Genomic DNA, 15,960 nt, shown 5'->3' on the forward strand with positions numbered 1-15,960 from the left:
ACTAGACTAGTGCGCTTGTTTTGATCAAATAGTGTAAAGAAATGCGTGTCTCTGATTTTGCTTTTAAATTACCTGATGAGTTAATAGCCCATTATCCCTTAGCCAAACGTAGTCATTGCCGGCTACTTTCTTTAAACGGTTCAACAGGTGAACTGGCACATGGTATATTTACTGATATTGTTGATAAATTAGAATTAGGTGATTTGCTGGTTTTCAATAATACTCAGGTTATACCGGCTCGTCTTTATGGTCGTAAAATGTCTGGCGGCAAAATTGAAGTATTGATTGAGCGCATATTGGGAAGTCATCGGGTGTTGGCGCATATTCGTGCTTCTAAAGCACCCAAGGTGGGAACTGAATTATTATTAGGTGATGATGAAAGTGTCAAAGCCATTATGTTGGCAAGACACGATACGCTATTTGAAATTGATTTTCAGGATAAGCGAGATGTGTTAGCTATTTTAAATGATATTGGTCATATGCCATTACCACCTTACATTGACCGCCCTGATGAAGAGGTTGATAGAACACTTTATCAAACGGTTTATGGCCAACGGCCTGGTGCCGTTGCTGCGCCGACGGCAGGATTACATGTTGATGAATCATTACTAGCGGCGCTGCGGCAAAAAGGGGTAGCAATGGCGTTTGTGACGCTACATGTTGGTGCCGGCACATTTCAACCTGTGCGGGTTGAAAATGTTGCTGAACATACCATGCATGCAGAATATGTTGAAGTATCGCAACAGGCTGTTGATGCAATATTGGCGTGTAAAGCGAGAGGTAAACGGGTTATTGCGGTTGGCACAACTTCGATTCGATCATTAGAAAGCGCGGCTTGTGCGTGTAAAGAAGGTATCATTGCCCCCTTTTTTGATGATACTCGAATTTTTATTTACCCAGGCTTTCATTTTCAAATTGTTGATGCATTAATTACTAATTTCCATTTACCTGAGTCTACATTGATTATGTTGGTATCTGCTTTTGCTGGTTATCAAAATACGATGAATGCTTATCAAAAAGCAATCGCAGAAAAGTACCGTTTTTTTAGTTATGGTGATGCCATGTTTATCACGCACAATCCTAAAGCAGAGAGTGAAAAAGTGGCTAACTAGTTGTTAACTATTAAATTAACCTGAGTTCGGGATAAGCATTATCAATTATGCTTGAAGATATGTTCCTGCCACCGGTATCTTTGGTTTAGATGGAATTAAACAATATGCAACCAGCCCTGCTAATAAATTCACTACAAAGTTAGCAGGAGAGCGGTGCCGCGTATGCTCTATCTGACAAAGATTTTTTAACTCATCAAATACCGTTTCAATGACAGAACGATGACGCAAGATGACTTTGTCGAAACAAGCCTGTTCAACAGGCTTCATTTTCTTCTTGACACGAGTTTCGCACCAATAAAAAACGCTCTATTTTTAAGTTTAATTCAGCATAATAGTATAAATAGACAAAATCTCATAAATTAAAAGCAACTTATTGTAATTTAAACAAATTTATACGTTTTAGTAACTTGCAAATTAACCATTGCTTTTATAAGCCATTTCTGGAATTTTATATGCCTGTGCGAAACTCGTGGATTAATTAAAGCATCTATCCCACCATCGTTAACAAGTTCCTGGTAGCGATAAAACGTATCTCGGGATACCCCCATAATCTTACAGGCTTTTGAGACGTTATTAAGCTCTTCAGCGAGGTTAAGTAACCCGACTTTATGTTTGATGATAGGATTATTTGTTTGATACATAGAATTACCTTTTATTTAATTATCTAATGATGTTAATTAAAACCGGTAACGCTCTTTTTTAAATCAGAATTGTCGGATTAAGTTAAGACTAATACATTTTAATACATATGCTGTAATCAAAATTAAGTCGCCTAGCTATATTTACACAATAAACCAAAACTCAGCTAAAAACAATCAATCTAACAACCATATATAGACTAAAATTTGAACCTGTTTTTTACTTACGACGCCATACGGTTCCTTGCGGACTATCCTCTAATATAATGCCCATTTTAGTCAGTTCATAACGCGCTGAATCAGCCTGTGCCCATAATTTGTTTTCGCGTGCATCATTACGTTGCTTAATTAGTGCCTCAATTTTTTCTATGTCAGCGCTGTGAGAAATTTGTGCTCCACTTTGTAAGAATTGTTCAGGATTTTGTGTTAATAACCCCAAGATATTGGCCAATTGGCGTAATTGTACTGCTAATCCATTCGCCATTACCATATCATCGACTTTCAGTCGATTAATTTCTCTTGCCAAATCAAATAGAACTGAATAAGCCTCCGGCGTATTAAAATCATCGTTCATTGCTTGCATAAAACGCCGCTTAAATATTTCATTATCAGTAGATATAACATTATTAGTATCAGTATCTCGTAAAGCGGTATAAAGACGCTCAAGCGCGGTGCGAGCTTGCTTTAAATTTTCTTCGGTATAATTTAATTGACTACGGTAATGCCCTGATAATAAGAAATAACGCACCGTTTCGGCATCATAATGTGTCAATACATCACGAATGGTAAAGAAATTATTTAATGATTTCGACATTTTCTCCCGATCTACCATAACCATTCCAGTATGCATCCAATAGTTTACATAGGGGCCATTATGGGCACAGGATGATTGAGCTATTTCATTTTCATGATGAGGAAACATCAAATCTGCCCCACCACCATGGATATCAAAATGTTCACTCAGTTGTTTACCATTCATGGCTGAACACTCTATATGCCAACCTGGCCGCCCATCTCCCCAAGGAGAAGACCAACTTGGCTCATTAGGTTTAGACATTTTCCATAGCACAAAATCTAATGGATTACGCTTGGCATCCGTAACTTCAACCCGCGCTCCAGCTTGTAATTGCTCGAGATTTTGGCGGGATAATAGTCCATAATCAGGATCGCTATTAATAGCGAACATGACATCACCATTCTCTGCAATATAAGCATGGCCACGCCCAATTAGTCGCGCAGTCAAATCAATAATTTCTTTAATATGGTCAGTTGCTCTTGGTTCAAAATCAGGGCGCAAAATATTTAACGCATCAAAATTCTTATACATTTCAGCCAACATGCGTGATGTCAAAGCGTCGCATGTTTCATTATTTTCAGCTGCCCGTTTGATGATCTTATCATCCACATCAGTAATATTACGTACATAAGTCAGGTCATAACCCAAATAACGTAAATAACGGCTAATCACATCAAAAGCGACAAAGGTTCTGCCATGACCAATATGACATAAATCATAAATAGTAACACCACACACGTACATGCCAATTTTGCCTGGGGTAATTGGTCTAAACTCTTCTTTTTGACGACTTAGTGTATTATAAATTTTTAACATTGAGACTTTTTCCATCATCAGCCGGTACATGCGGTAAATGGTTTATTTTAATTACAAGACTATGCAAGAGGCCATTGCTACCAATAAACACAACTATTGGAGCCTTATATTCTGAGTTATGCAACTACAAGGCGCAAGGAAATTATTCAATATTCCACAAATACTGACGCAATCAGCCCAATATGGTATAAAATAGTTGATCTACTTTAAATTGATTACTTTGCTTTTTGATTTTTACATTACTTATAACGATTTATCAGGATAGTGATTATGGTAACTTTTCACACCAATTTAGGCGATATTGTCATTAAAACTTTTGATGAAAAATCGCCCATAACGGTAAAAAATTTTTTAAACTATTGTCGTGATGGATTTTACGATAACACGATTTTTCATCGCGTTATTAATGGATTTATGATCCAAGGTGGCGGTTTTGAACCCGGAATGCAGCAAAAAACGACCAAGGATCCAATCAAAAATGAAGCGAATAACGGATTAAAAAATAACCGTGGTACGTTCGCGATGGCTAGAACCAATGATCCACATTCAGCCACAGCACAATTCTTTATTAATGTTGTCGACAACGACTTTCTAAATTTCCGTTCAGAACAGCAAAATGGCTGGGGTTACTGTGTTTTTGGCGAAGTAGTTGAAGGAATGGATATTGTTGATAAAATTAAAGGAGTCGAAACAGGTCGTAGTGGCTTACATCAAGATGTACCAGTTGAAGATGTTATCATCAAACGCATAACGGTTAACGAATAATTACAAACTATGGCAATCTTATTTATTGCTGACTTACATTTAAGTGAAAAAGAGCCGGCTATCACTGCCGGTTTTCTGCATTTCTTACGCGAACAAGCGAGCCAAGCTAAGGCTTTGTATATTTTAGGTGATTTTTTTGATTATTGGATCGGTGATGATGATCCCAGCCTGCTACATGAAGCTATAGCTCAAGAACTTAAGGAACTGCAAAGTAAAGGTGTTCCATGCTACTTTATTCATGGTAATCGTGATTTTTTACTGGGTAAGAAATTTGCTAAAGAAAGTGGCATGATTTTATTACCAGCAGAGAAAGTATTAACGCTACATGGCCATAATATCCTCATTTTACACGGTGATACACTTTGTACTGATGATATTTTCTATCAGCGTTATCGAAAACGAGTATATAATGGCTGGTTGCAACGGATATTTCTAGCGCTTCCATTATCTACCCGCCACCGCATCGCTGAAAGAATGCGTAAGAATAGCCAATCTGCTACCCAACTTAAGCCAGAGTATATTACCGATGTTAATGAACAAACAGTAATTGAAAAATTTCGAAAATATCAAGTCGATTGGATGATCCATGGCCATATGCATCGACCTGCTATCCATAAAATTAATGTTAATGGTAAAATATTACACCGAGCAGTGTTAGGTGCCTGGGATCAAAATGGCTCAGTGATCAAAATAACGCCTAAAACCATCGAACTGCTGCATTTCCCTTTTTATTAACGTTTCCCATCTCAGCTTAATCCTATGATGAAAAATTTAGGTAAACGTTTTCCTTCTTTATCGGCCATGATACGATCTCTCTTAATTTGCCATCAATAAATGACTTAAATCCAGGAGCAACAAATTAATGATCGCTCAATTTGATGCACAGAAACCGTCACATTCTAAAGCCAAAATTGCCATAGTAATGGGCTCCAAAAGCGACTGGAGCACGATGAAATATGCGGCCGATATACTTAGTGAACTAGAACTACCCTATCAAGTAGAAATTGTTTCTGCTCATCGCACGCCAGACAAACTCTTCACCTTTGCTGAACAAGCAAAGGAAAAAGGATTGCAAATTATCATTGCCGGTGCTGGTGGAGCCGCACATTTACCCGGTATGCTAGCAGCTAAAACGTTAGTTCCTGTTTTTGGCGTTCCTGTTGTAACAGCGACACTTAATGGTATTGATAGTCTTTATTCGATTGTTCAAATGCCAAAGGGTATTCCGGTGGCTACCTTTGCAATTGGTAAAGCTGGGGCAGCCAATGCGGCATTACTGGCAGCCCAATTTCTTGCTGGTACAGATAGTGAACTTTATGAGCGTTTATCAATCTGGCGTTTAAAACAAACTAATGACGTCTTAAGCAATCCCGATCCACGGGAGGTGGAATGAAATCGATTTGCGTCCTTGGTAATGGCCAGTTAGGCCGCATGTTACGCCAAGCAGGAGAGCCGTTAGGTATTAGTGTCTATCCTATCGGTATCGATGATAAATTAGAAACTATACCCTATCAACACAGCATTATAACAGCCGAAATTGAGCGCTGGCCAGAAACTCCGCTTACCTGTGAATTAGCTCGCCAAGCTAGCTTTATTAATCGCGATATCTTTCCGCAACTGGCCGACCGGTTGCCACAAAAGCAATTGCTAGATTCTTTAGCCTTAACGACGGCTCCCTGGCAACCTCTTACCAATCAAACACAATGGCCACAATTATTTACCGAGTTAGGCGATTTTGTTATTGTTAAATGTCGTACTGGTGGTTATGACGGCCGTGGACAATGGCGTATCACACCGGATAACCTATCAATACTACCAGCTAAGATTTATGGCCAAGCAATTGTTGAAAAAGCCATTCCTTTTTTAGGAGAAGTTTCACTTGTCGGTGCACGTAATATAAATGGCCAATGTGTTTTTTACCCGTTAACACACAATCTGCATCAAGAAGGCATACTACGAGCAAGTATCGCTTTTCCTCAGCCAGATAAAAAATTGCAAACTCAGGCAGAATTGATGCTGTCGACCATTATGACAAAATTAAATTATGTGGGTGTGATGGCAATGGAATGTTTTATTTTAAATGATAAACTGCTAATTAACGAATTAGCGCCACGTGTTCATAATAGCGGTCACTGGACGCAAAATGGCGCATCTATCAGTCAATTTGAACTCCATCTGCGAGCCATTTCAAATCTACCAATTCCTACCCCTAATATAGACACTACGGCAGTCATGATTAATTTGATAGGTACAGCATTAAATCCTGCATGGTTGTCATTACCTTTAGTTCACCTACATTGGTATCAAAAAGACGTTCGTCCAGCGCGCAAAGTAGGCCATCTAAATTTGTGTAGTAACAATCGGCAGGCGATAAAAAACTCATTAAATACAATACAAACCTTACTTCCTAGTGAATATAACGATAGTATTGGATGGCTAAACACAAAATTAATGCATTCCCCACGACACGATGAGTGAAAATAAAAACAACAAGCCAGTTTATTGTTAAGCTTACTGTTTTCATGCAATAGTTGTCTGCTTAGGAGTCATAATGCCTGCACAACAACAAATATTTGGTCCTATTTACCCATGGTATATGTTAACCTGAGTTCGGGATAAGAAATAAACACGAGTTTCGCACCAATAAAAAAACGCTCTATTTTTAAGTTTAATTCAGCATAATATATAAATAGACAAAATCTTATAAATTAAAAGCAACTTATTGTAATTTAAACAAATTTATACGTTTTAGTAACTTGCAAATTAACCATTGCTTTTAAGCCATTTCTGGAATTTTATATGCCTGTGCGAAACTCGTGTCTAACCTTGGTATAACGAGTTGGTGTTCCATTTTTCAATGGATATTGATTTAAATAGCGTTAGTACTGAAGTAAAAGGTAGAGATTTATAACGGGTGTATATGATGCGTTGCCCAGTTTGTAAAAATACCGCTCATACTAGAACGAGCCGTTACTTAACTAACAAAACTAAGGAATCTTATTATCAATGTCAAAATATAAGATGTTCTTGTACTTTAAAACATTAGAAATGTTTAGCCAGAATAATTTCTGCTCCAGAGACAGAAGAAAATTTTACTATTGTTATCTGATAAGAATAATATTATGAAATATTCACTCATTAGCTTTAAAAGCAGTAAGTCATTACTTAAAAATAAGTAAAAATTAAGCAGAAGGTTAGCCCCGTTATATGGGGCATTGCTAAATATTTTTTTATAATTGATGATTACTCTTTAACTATTACGCTGCTATTAATTAAAGTGACAATATTATTTTTGCTAATTTTACAGCGTTTACGGGTTTCAATTTCACCATCAACTTTTACATCACCCTGGGCGATAAGCGCTTTTGCTGCGCCGCCGCTATCCACCCAACCTTGTAATTTCAATAAATCACATAATTTAATATAAGGCTGCCCATTTAGATGAAAGATTTCCATTTTATCGCCTATTGGTTAGTATTTTGAATATCATGATATTCTTCACAAGCTTGTAAGGTATTTTGCATGAGTGTTGCCACTGTCATTGGGCCAACGCCACCAGGCACAGGAGTGATCCAGCTAGCGCGTTGTTGTGCTTCTTGATAGCAGACATCGCCGGTAACTGTGCCATTTTCAAGCCGATTAATTCCCACATCCATAATAATGGCACCCGGTTTTATCAATTCACCGGGAATAAAATTTGGTTTACCAATAGCCACAACTAGCAAATCAGCCTGCTCTATATGTTGACGTAAATTAGTAGTAAAGCGGTGGGTGACAGTAGTTGTACAACCAGCAAGTAGTAATTCCAGGCTCATCGGGCGACCTACGATATTTGAAGCACCAACGATAACCGCATTTAAACCAAGTAGATTAATTTGGTAGCGCTCAAGTAAGGTAATAATGCCGCGAGGTGTACAAGGGCGTAGTCTTGGGGCACGTTGACAAAGACGGCCTATGTTATAAGGATGAAAACCGTCAACATCTTTGTCTGGATGTATATGTTCTAATATCTTGATATAGTCAATAGTTTTGGGCAGTGGTAATTGAACCAGGATGCCATCAATTGCATTGTCATTATTAAGTTGATCAATTAATTGTAAAAGTTCAGACTCAGTGGTTTTTTCCGCTAAATCATATGAGCGAGAAATAAAACCAACCGCTTCACAAGTACGACGTTTACTGTTTACGTAGATCTGTGAAGCCGGATCATTACCGACTAAAATGACTGCAAGTCCGGGAGCTCGCTTGCCTAGTAAAAGTCTCAATTTAACTTTTTCGGCAATTTCCTGTCTGATTGTTTCGGAAATCATTTTTCCGTCAATAATTTTTGCTGACATTTATTTCATTAATCCATAAAAACATTGTGATACTGCTATTTTGTCAGAAGAAAGCGATGCTGTCAGTTTTATTAGTAGTCAGAAAATGAGCAGATAGATAATTTGTCATTGAAAAGACGTTGACTCAGTGTTCAGCAACCGTATAATCCAACGACATTATTTTATTATTGAATAAGCGTTTTTCTAAGCGCCCTTAGCTCAGCTGGATAGAGCAACGGCCTTCTAAGCCGTAGGTCGTAGGTTCGAGTCCTACAGGGCGCGCCAATAAAATCAATGGGTTATATGATATTCAGCCTTTTAGTATTTTTAAGTGGGACAATTTTGGGACATGGTTTGAGATTTTTCTATTAAATCTGTCAAAAACGCCGTCAATTTGTTTGGCGTGTTCAGTAAGATGATTAGGCGCTAAGTGTGCATATCGCCTTACCATTTCCACTGATTCCCATCCACCCATTTCTTGTAGAACTGAAAGTGGAACACCAGATTGAATTAACCAACTAGCCCAGGTATGCCTCAGGTCATGAAAACGAAAGTTTTCTATTCCGGCTCGTTTCAGTGCCGCTCTCCATGCGGTGTTAGAATCGATCCGCATTTTTCTAATCGAATTTGTTTGTGAGCCATCAGATCGTTTTGCTGACATTGTATGTACGAATACCCATTTTTGATGATTACCCAATTGTCGCGTCAGAATACAGCAAGCTGTATCGTTTAGAGCTACGCCTATAGCTTTTCCCGATTTGCTGTTTTCTGGCTCTATCCAGGCAACTTTTCTTTGCATATCAATTTGTGACCATACTAAATTAATGATATTTGAACGACGTAAACCTGTTGCAAGCGCAAATTCTACCGTCGATCTAAGGGGGTTCAGGACATTCATTTATTAACCTTTCTGCTTCATCCGGTTCTAATCATCTAATCCGTTTTTCTCTAGCCGATGGAACCTTAATAACCGGTGATTTTTCTATCCATTTCCAATCTTTTTCAGCAGATCTCATTATTGATTTAAGTAGTGCTAAATGCTTAGCTTTTGTTGCGATAGAAACTTCTTTTTCTTTATAAACGGGTATTTCTATTCCTTTTCATTTTGCTAATAGTACTATATATTTTTGCCTCTGTAATATCTTTTAATCGGGTACCACTGAAATGCAGTAGCCAAAAACTAAGTCTACCTTTGTCATCGTCTAAAGATTTTTTGTTAACCTTCTCTTCGATCCATCTCAAGCAAGCTTCGTCAAATGTGACATTAGGAAAATCATCTAACTTTGCTATTCTCCATAATTCAGTTTTTCGTTTATCGTGTAACTCCTGAGCTTGTTTTTTGTCCTCTGTGCCAAGTGATTCTTTAATTCTTTTTCCGCACGGTGTCGAGTAGTTGCCGTACCAAATTTTACCACGTTTGAAGATTGACATTTTTTACTCCTGATGACATCAATCTCGCTCTCGGCGAGAGTATTGTTCGAATTTTCAACGGCTTCAATACAAGCTTCTTTTGTAAATAAATAAGGTGATTTCTTTTTGTACGGATTTTTGCGTTGATAACTAATGATTCCAAGCTTGCACCAATTAGTCAGTGTGTATTCACTTATTCCTATTATTTTCGCTGCTTCTTGCCGCGTTAAAGTCGTTTTGTTCATTAAGCGTGTTGCTTAATAGTGAAATAAGGGTATTTCGGTGATTGAAGTAAATTTTAGGCTGTTCTGAGATGGAAATTCCAAAGACCGGCACTAAGGAGTAAAAAGGTATCATCAATAAAGGGTCTACGATTCCGTAAAATTTGGGTCATACAACCGAGGCGCTTGATACCCGCGATGGCGTGTTCAACCGTAATACGGATGCCCGAGATTATTTATATTTTCTTGTTTTTGTTCAGGCGATAAAGGTCTTTTTCGAGTTCCTTTTTTTGGGATTTGTGTATTAGGATGCTGTTTATCTATACCTTGAAAACCGGTATCGGCCCAGATGGTTACCTCAGGGGGAATATGGCGAATTATATCGACTTTATCGAGTAAGCGTTTATCGTGACGGCGCCCATTTTTGATCATGGGGATAAATCCAATTTTCCTCGTTTCGTCAGTCATAATAAGCCCTTTTCGAGTGGTCTGTCTTTTCTTTCCCGAATACATTTTTTTTCGCCGACGCAGATTCTTAGGCTTTTGGACAGGTCGCTCTGTCCCATCAATAAAGACGTCTTTAACTCCAGGAAAGGCGCGAAAAAATTCCTCAGCAGAGCGAATTTGACGAGCGGGCAAAACACATTCTCGCCCCAAGGTCATCTCTAAAACCGGCAATAATATTTTTACCCAGCGACATACCCGTGTTCTATCTAAACCAAAAAGAAGTCCTTGCAAATCATAGGTCGGATAACATTTTAAATACAATAAAATAAAAAGCAGTTTATCTAATGGGGTTGGGATAAATCCTTTCTGCCCTGCACCCATTTGCCGCTCGTGATCTTTTCGATTCTTTTTCCGATAAATCAAATAACAAGCTGAAAATTCAGCGGCTAAATTTTTCAATTCTTCGACTGATAATCCAATGATTGCTTTACATAAACGATTATCTCGTAACAACCGCTCTTTGTTGATCATTTCAAACCGTTATTTTCTAAGTTAAACCTCTTTTTATTGTCTATAGCGTGACAAAAAATGCAACTCTCTATTCAGCAACTATTTTATTACATTCCTCATCCAAAAACTCACACTATTCTCAGGCGCTTGATTGCCCCACAAAAATCAATAACGAAACACGAATGGTTATCTTCGTTCTTTGTTAGGTTAGGGATATAATTTGCGGGGTAGAGTATTAGGATTTATTTGCTGCGTTGTTTGATGCTTTTTTTGGTATTGCCAAGGTGGGTCTGCGAGTATCAGGTCATACTTCACTTCATCTCCTGTTAAATATACCAGCTTTTACTTTTATGTAAGTCGTCTATTTTTTCTAAGACAGTGATTTTATTACCGCCATTTCCGGTTAATATTCCGCTTTCTCCATCGGTATCGAATTGATATATCAGTCCTTTGTTTGTTAATTTTTTTTCCTTCAATCTAATTATTTTCATCACCTCACCATGATAAATAACTTGCACCCTGCTTTGACATGATGTAACGTTGTTCGGTATTCATGGCCGTTATTCATAATATTTATCCGGTTATTGATAAAATACCAGTGTAAAATTCTTATCTTTATTGATTAAATGAATGCAAATGTTGATAAAAAAGTGATCATTTATGAATTATTTATGGTAGCATTGTTGGCGTTGTGTGTTAGTTAACAGCAACATTTTCCCTGGTGTTGGCCAGTCTTGCGCTGGTCTTTTTTTTAGTGATGCGGAAATACCAAATAGCTGTCAATTTCTAGTGAATACTTTGGCTATTAGCAAATAATGATTTCAGATTGATACCGTATACCTGTAGCCATGATTCAGCAGGCCATGACTTTACATGTATTAGTCTTAACTTCATCTGACAATTCTGATTTAAAAAAGAGCGTTACCGGTTTTAATTAACATCATTAGGTAATTAAATAAAAAGGTAATTCTATGTATCAAACAAATAATCCTATCATCAAACATAAAGTCGGGTTACTTAACCTCGCTGAAGAGCTTAATAACGTCTCAAAAGCCTGTAAGATTATGGGGGTATCCCGAGATACGTTTTATCGCTACCAGGAACTTGTTAACGATGGTGGGATTGTAGTGGCATACTAAATTTGGCCACCTAAGTTGAGGTGATATGCTTACCTCATAATTTTTATAGGTGCCGAAATGAGTAAAATAATTACTGCTGAATTTAAATGTGAAACCGCCAAATTAGTCCTTGACCAAAATTACACCTACCAGGAAGCCGCGAAAGGCATGAACGTCAGTCTTTCAGCGATTAGCCGGTGGGTAAGAGCTCTTCGTTTAGAACGTCAAGGGAAAACATCGCCTGGTCTGCCATTAACACCTGAACAAATTGAGTTCAGAGAAATGAAGAAAAAAATCCACCGGCTGGAAATGGAGAATGACATCTTAAAAAAGGCTACTGCGCTCTTAATGTCCGACTCACTGAAAAATTCTCGGTAGTTGAAAAACTAAGAGCGCTTTATCCGGTGAAAGCCTTGTGTCGTATTTTAATGTTCACCGAAGCAGTTATCGCTATTGGTGTCGGCCTAAGGAGCCAGATATTGAGCGGACGATAAAACGTAGCCTAGTCAGCGAAGCGTGGAACGTTAGTGGCGGCTCTGCTGGCGCAAGGACTATCGCCACGATGGTTACCAATACACACAACGTGAAACTTGGGCGGTGGCTAGCGGGTAAGTTGATGAAAGAATTAATCATCGTCAGTTGCCAAGAGCGAAAACATAAATACAACCGCGGTGGAAATGAACGTATTGATATTCCAAATCTGCTCAATAGGCAGTTCGCTGTTACAAAGCCTGACCAGGTTTGGTGCGGCGATGTAACCTATATTTGGACAGGCTCACGATGGGCCTATCTGGCTGTGGTATTAGATTTGTTTGCCCGAAAACCGGTGGGCTGGGCAATGCATTTGCACCAGACTCAGAATTAACAGCCAAAGCACTACAAATGGCTTGGGAACTACGTGGGCATCCAAAACAGGTGATGTTCCATAGTGATCAGGGAAGTCATTATACCAGTCGTCAGTATAGGCAGGCATTGTGGCGTTATCAGATGACCCAAAGTATCAGTCGCAGAGGGAATTGTTGGGATAATAGTCCGATGGAACGATTCTTCCGTAGTCTGAAGACCGAATGGGTGCCAACGACTGGCTACCAAAGCTTTAATACTGCTCAGTCAGCCATTATTCGCTACATAACCCACTACTATAGCGATATAAGACCTCACTGGTATAACGGTGGATTAACGCCAAACGAATCAGAGCGACTGTTCCGTGAACAGTCAGGTAGGGTGGCCAATTTTAGTTGACCACTATAGTTATGCTCGTTAAGCTCATTGCTTTTTCTTCGCTCATTGAGCAACTGTGTCAATTCAAACAAGGTCATGGGTTATTCCTATCTTGCTAAGAGTAAAACGAGGCTTGCCAACGCGATGATTAGCAAGGTGGGGGATAATTTTTATGGTGTCTTTTCTAACGAAGCTGTCACTATTTACGATATAGCGAAGCTCCTGCTGTTTAAGCTAGTTCATATTTTTAGCTCTTGGTTAATTGAAGATTGAACAGAGAAAAGTAATTAGTGTTTCAGGTAAATACCCTGGATGGACTTGTCATGAGTATGTGTTCCATTCCAGGTTAACTTCATGGGCAGCTTGTAATTCAGATATAAATCATAAAGACGCTGCGCACCTTTTTTGAGCAAGACAGGTTGATAACTGATGAATCTGTCAGCACCATGAGGGCTTATTTCGTTTTGTTTTTCGGTTAAATATTTATCCCGTGCATAAGAAGCAACACGCCAGCGTATGCCTGATTAACTTTCGTTGTAGAGCCACTTCCGCTCAGCAAGGAATTGATTTATCTGTTGAATACACGAGTTTCGCACCAATAAAAAACGCTCTATTTTTAAGTTTAATTCAGCATAATATATAAATAGACAAAATCTTATAAATTAAAAGCAACTTATTGTAATTTAAACAAATTTATACGTTTTAGTAACTTGCAAATTAACCATTGCTTTTAAGCCATTTCTGGAATTTTATATGCCTGTGCGAAACTCGTGGAATATTCACCCCATTAAGCATTTTGCTAAATTGGGTAGGGGTCATGCCTTCTTTGAAGAGATTTTTAAGGCAATCCCGTTCTGTTTCAAGTTGTTGAACCTGTACACCTAACAGTTGAACTTTTTTATGCTGCTCCGCCCAGGCAATCGCAGATTCAGCAGGGTCAAGGAAATTGGGTAAGCCTAAAGTTGTTGGGTTATTGGGTAATTGGGTAATTGGGTAATTGGGTAATTGGGTAATTGGGTAATTGTGATTGTAAAATTCGTCTTTCACATTCAATGAAGTACTGTCTGGCCTGTTTACCTTTTTCATTGCGCTCAACCATTGATAGCTCTTTTGCCATATCGAGTGAAATTTGATATTCCTTTGCCGAACAGCCTCCGAAGGAGTTTTCCACAGAATTATGGAAAACTATATAGTCGATATTTTCAACAAATCCCTAATCTGAAATTCGCTTTTTTATCCATGTAGAAAAGTCTTGCTTACTTTCCAAAAAAAAGCCTGTTGCTCAATAGCAAAATTAATTATGACTTACAAAAAAACCAGCCGATGATGATAAAATCATCAATTTTTGCATTAAAAATAACCTATGTAAGATTAAAAAATAAACTATTTTTGTATTTTTTAGATGTATCTAACTTGTTTTTATTTTAAGCAACTTTATTTCACTATTGAGCAACATGCTTAAAGTATGTAAATCACGGGCATTAACCGTCTGGATTAATTCACCATTGATGTTTTTTGTTTCGATGTTGATTAAATTTTGCATGTAGAAATTCCTCAAAGTTAATTGATGAAAGATTTTGCAGATTGAACCCTAAACCCGTTATACTTCCCCAAAAGGAGGATTTACTATGGGTCAGGTTGCATTTGATACACAAGAATTTGTCGAAACATTAGAGAATGCAGGTTTGCCAAAAGAGCAGGCAAAAGCAATTTCTATTGCTGTACGTAAGTCACATGAGGTTGCTGATGTAGCCACCAAAAGAGATTTAAACGATGTTCGCAAAGAAATAGAAGCTAGATTTGATAAAGTTGATGCTCGCTTCGAGAAAACTGACGCTCAAATAGCTGATGTTCGTAAAGACTTATCGGCTGAAATAGCTGATGTTCGTAAAGACTTATCGGCTGAAATAGCTGATGTTCGTAAAGACTTATCAGCTGAAATAGCTGATGTTCGTAAAGACTTATCGGCTGAGATGAATTTACGTTTCGAAAAAACAGATGGCCAAATAGCGTTGATTCGTAAAGATGTTGAAACTATTGCTACTGGACTACTTTTAAAACTTGGTGGTGTAATCGTTGTGACTATTAGTGCTGCAACAGCAATACTCAAATTCTTCTAATCTCTCGGTTGTAGGTTCAAGTCCTGCACAGCCCGCCAATTTCGCGATATATCTTCATGAGTCTTAAATTCTCTTTTTTAAGACGCTTATTTTCTTTTGTTAAGCACTGTATAATTTCTTTGAAAGTGCGTGTTTCTCTGTCGCCATCATTCCATATATTAATACTGCTTAAGTATCTTGAGTCGCTTAAATTACGACTACCATTAGTAATCCCAACCAGATTACCCATATTGGGATGCTTTGCCGTTACAATGCGTGGATAGTCCAATCTCATTATGTGTACTCCTTGTTAACATTTGCTGAAAAGTTAGGATGTGTGCCAAGTGCCTCTTGGTGTCCGATTACAGTCATCACGGACGGGTAAACGCAATCAAACTATATTTAGTTATTTTTGAAAGATAATTTATAGTGTGTTGACTGTCCCACGAGCGCAGAGCCGCATTCACACATCCTGAAACTAATTTGATGGC

The 15,960-nt window shown here is 38.1% G+C and carries 14 protein-coding genes, 1 tRNA gene and 5 pseudogenes; 10 read left to right on the forward strand and 10 right to left on the reverse strand.

What is annotated here, in order from left to right:
* Nucleotides 1-41: 41 nt before the first annotated feature.
* Nucleotides 42-1,112 (forward strand): tRNA preQ1(34) S-adenosylmethionine ribosyltransferase-isomerase QueA, encoded by a 1,071-nt coding sequence (queA, locus tag AYJ55_RS16410; protein ID WP_063657287.1) that lies wholly within the window; start codon nt 42-44, stop codon nt 1,110-1,112.
* 45 nt (nt 1,113-1,157) lie between these two features.
* Here the strand turns inward: queA and AYJ55_RS16415 are convergent.
* The 3 genes and pseudogenes from AYJ55_RS16415 to cysS all read right to left on the reverse strand — a co-directional run.
* Nucleotides 1,158-1,397: pseudogene (locus AYJ55_RS16415) on the reverse strand (transposase); the annotation flags it as partial.
* A gap of 95 nt (nt 1,398-1,492) precedes the next feature.
* The gene (locus AYJ55_RS34740) at nt 1,493-1,753 is read right to left on the reverse strand and encodes a helix-turn-helix domain-containing protein (RefSeq protein ID WP_281181163.1); all 261 of its coding nucleotides are present in this window, start codon (nt 1,751-1,753) and stop codon (nt 1,493-1,495) included.
* 217 nt (nt 1,754-1,970) lie between these two features.
* A complete protein-coding gene (gene cysS, locus AYJ55_RS16425) occupies nt 1,971-3,362 on the reverse strand; it encodes a cysteine--tRNA ligase (RefSeq protein ID WP_063657433.1) in 1,392 nt (463 codons plus the stop codon).
* A 270-nt stretch (nt 3,363-3,632) separates the two neighbouring features.
* Here cysS and ppiB point away from each other — a divergent pair, with 270 nt between their 5' ends.
* The 5 genes and pseudogenes from ppiB to AYJ55_RS26600 all read left to right on the forward strand — a co-directional run.
* Entirely contained in the window at nt 3,633-4,127 is a 495-nt protein-coding gene (gene ppiB / locus AYJ55_RS16430) for a peptidylprolyl isomerase B (protein WP_063657289.1), read from the forward strand.
* A 9-nt stretch (nt 4,128-4,136) separates the two neighbouring features.
* Nucleotides 4,137-4,862 carry a UDP-2,3-diacylglucosamine diphosphatase gene (gene lpxH / locus AYJ55_RS16435; protein WP_063657290.1) on the forward strand — a complete coding sequence of 242 codons (726 nt, stop codon included), beginning with the start codon at nt 4,137-4,139 and terminating at the stop codon, nt 4,860-4,862.
* 127 nt (nt 4,863-4,989) lie between these two features.
* A complete protein-coding gene (gene purE, locus AYJ55_RS16440) occupies nt 4,990-5,520 on the forward strand; it encodes a 5-(carboxyamino)imidazole ribonucleotide mutase (RefSeq protein ID WP_063657291.1) in 531 nt (176 codons plus the stop codon).
* Complete coding sequence (purK, locus tag AYJ55_RS16445) at nt 5,517-6,605, forward strand: 5-(carboxyamino)imidazole ribonucleotide synthase (protein WP_063657292.1); 1,089 nt, start codon at nt 5,517-5,519, stop codon at nt 6,603-6,605. Before purE ends, purK begins: the two co-directional genes overlap by 4 nt.
* Before the next feature lie 442 nt (nt 6,606-7,047).
* Nucleotides 7,048-7,167, forward strand: a pseudogene (locus AYJ55_RS26600) (ogr/Delta-like zinc finger family protein); the annotation flags it as partial.
* Between the two features lie 203 nt (nt 7,168-7,370).
* Here AYJ55_RS26600 and AYJ55_RS16450 read toward each other — a convergent pair.
* Both AYJ55_RS16450 and folD read right to left on the reverse strand, forming a co-directional pair.
* Nucleotides 7,371-7,583 (reverse strand): RNA-binding S4 domain-containing protein, encoded by a 213-nt coding sequence (locus AYJ55_RS16450; protein ID WP_063657293.1) that lies wholly within the window; start codon nt 7,581-7,583, stop codon nt 7,371-7,373.
* 8 nt (nt 7,584-7,591) lie between these two features.
* Nucleotides 7,592-8,464: a bifunctional methylenetetrahydrofolate dehydrogenase/methenyltetrahydrofolate cyclohydrolase FolD gene (gene folD / locus AYJ55_RS16455; RefSeq protein ID WP_063657294.1), complete on the reverse strand. Its 873-nt coding sequence runs from the start codon at nt 8,462-8,464 to the stop codon at nt 7,592-7,594.
* Nucleotides 8,465-8,651: 187 nt separating this feature from the next.
* Between folD and AYJ55_RS16460 the strand changes: the two genes are divergently transcribed.
* Nucleotides 8,652-8,728, forward strand: a tRNA-Arg gene (locus tag AYJ55_RS16460).
* A gap of 25 nt (nt 8,729-8,753) precedes the next feature.
* Here the strand turns inward: AYJ55_RS16460 and AYJ55_RS16465 are convergent.
* The 3 genes and pseudogenes from AYJ55_RS16465 to AYJ55_RS30945 all read right to left on the reverse strand — a co-directional run bounded on the left by AYJ55_RS16465 (nt 8,754) and on the right by AYJ55_RS30945 (nt 11,525).
* Nucleotides 8,754-9,874, reverse strand: a pseudogene (locus AYJ55_RS16465) (tyrosine-type recombinase/integrase).
* A gap of 407 nt (nt 9,875-10,281) precedes the next feature.
* On the reverse strand, nt 10,282-11,052 hold the full coding sequence (locus tag AYJ55_RS16470; protein ID WP_063657295.1) for a transposase family protein: 771 nt from the start codon (nt 11,050-11,052) through the stop codon (nt 10,282-10,284).
* Between the two features lie 305 nt (nt 11,053-11,357).
* Nucleotides 11,358-11,525 (reverse strand): hypothetical protein, encoded by a 168-nt coding sequence (locus AYJ55_RS30945; RefSeq protein WP_187153273.1) that lies wholly within the window; start codon nt 11,523-11,525, stop codon nt 11,358-11,360.
* Between the two features lie 477 nt (nt 11,526-12,002).
* Here AYJ55_RS30945 and AYJ55_RS26605 point away from each other — a divergent pair.
* Nucleotides 12,003-12,155 (forward strand): annotated as a pseudogene (locus AYJ55_RS26605) (helix-turn-helix domain-containing protein); the annotation flags it as partial.
* A gap of 72 nt (nt 12,156-12,227) precedes the next feature.
* Nucleotides 12,228-13,391, forward strand: a pseudogene (locus AYJ55_RS16480) (IS3 family transposase).
* Nucleotides 13,392-14,087: 696 nt separating this feature from the next.
* On the opposite strand, the gene AYJ55_RS33420 reads toward AYJ55_RS16480, so the two are convergent.
* Nucleotides 14,088-14,456 carry a hypothetical protein gene (locus AYJ55_RS33420; RefSeq protein ID WP_063657297.1) on the reverse strand — a complete coding sequence of 123 codons (369 nt, stop codon included), beginning with the start codon at nt 14,454-14,456 and terminating at the stop codon, nt 14,088-14,090.
* Nucleotides 14,457-14,998: 542 nt separating this feature from the next.
* Here AYJ55_RS33420 and AYJ55_RS16490 point away from each other — a divergent pair.
* On the forward strand, nt 14,999-15,490 hold the full coding sequence (locus tag AYJ55_RS16490; RefSeq protein ID WP_063657298.1) for a CCDC90 family protein: 492 nt from the start codon (nt 14,999-15,001) through the stop codon (nt 15,488-15,490).
* Nucleotides 15,491-15,506: 16 nt separating this feature from the next.
* Here the strand turns inward: AYJ55_RS16490 and AYJ55_RS16495 are convergent, their stop codons facing one another.
* Nucleotides 15,507-15,764 (reverse strand): hypothetical protein, encoded by a 258-nt coding sequence (locus AYJ55_RS16495; protein ID WP_063657299.1) that lies wholly within the window; start codon nt 15,762-15,764, stop codon nt 15,507-15,509.
* Nucleotides 15,765-15,960 lie beyond the last annotated feature (196 nt).

The sequence above is a fragment of the Candidatus Arsenophonus triatominarum genome, from assembly GCF_001640365.1.
Taxonomy (GTDB): Bacteria; Pseudomonadota; Gammaproteobacteria; order Enterobacterales; family Enterobacteriaceae; genus Arsenophonus; species Arsenophonus triatominarum.

What these genes read in the sequence shown, in the direction of transcription:
- queA (WP_063657287.1), top strand. Translation starts at nt 42, where the DNA reads ATGCGTGTCTCTGATTTTGCTTTTAAATTACCTGATGAGTTAATAGCC.
- AYJ55_RS34740 (WP_281181163.1), bottom strand. Translation starts at nt 1,753, where the DNA reads ATGTATCAAACAAATAATCCTATCATCAAACATAAAGTCGGGTTACTT.
- cysS (WP_063657433.1), bottom strand. Translation starts at nt 3,362, where the DNA reads ATGTTAAAAATTTATAATACACTAAGTCGTCAAAAAGAAGAGTTTAGA.
- ppiB (WP_063657289.1), top strand. Translation starts at nt 3,633, where the DNA reads ATGGTAACTTTTCACACCAATTTAGGCGATATTGTCATTAAAACTTTT.
- lpxH (WP_063657290.1), top strand. Translation starts at nt 4,137, where the DNA reads ATGGCAATCTTATTTATTGCTGACTTACATTTAAGTGAAAAAGAGCCG.
- purE (WP_063657291.1), top strand. Translation starts at nt 4,990, where the DNA reads ATGATCGCTCAATTTGATGCACAGAAACCGTCACATTCTAAAGCCAAA.
- purK (WP_063657292.1), top strand. Translation starts at nt 5,517, where the DNA reads ATGAAATCGATTTGCGTCCTTGGTAATGGCCAGTTAGGCCGCATGTTA.
- AYJ55_RS16450 (WP_063657293.1), bottom strand. Translation starts at nt 7,583, where the DNA reads ATGGAAATCTTTCATCTAAATGGGCAGCCTTATATTAAATTATGTGAT.
- folD (WP_063657294.1), bottom strand. Translation starts at nt 8,464, where the DNA reads ATGTCAGCAAAAATTATTGACGGAAAAATGATTTCCGAAACAATCAGA.
- AYJ55_RS16470 (WP_063657295.1), bottom strand. Translation starts at nt 11,052, where the DNA reads ATGATCAACAAAGAGCGGTTGTTACGAGATAATCGTTTATGTAAAGCA.
- AYJ55_RS33420 (WP_063657297.1), bottom strand. Translation starts at nt 14,456, where the DNA reads ATGAAAAAGGTAAACAGGCCAGACAGTACTTCATTGAATGTGAAAGAC.
- AYJ55_RS16490 (WP_063657298.1), top strand. Translation starts at nt 14,999, where the DNA reads ATGGGTCAGGTTGCATTTGATACACAAGAATTTGTCGAAACATTAGAG.
- AYJ55_RS16495 (WP_063657299.1), bottom strand. Translation starts at nt 15,764, where the DNA reads ATGAGATTGGACTATCCACGCATTGTAACGGCAAAGCATCCCAATATG.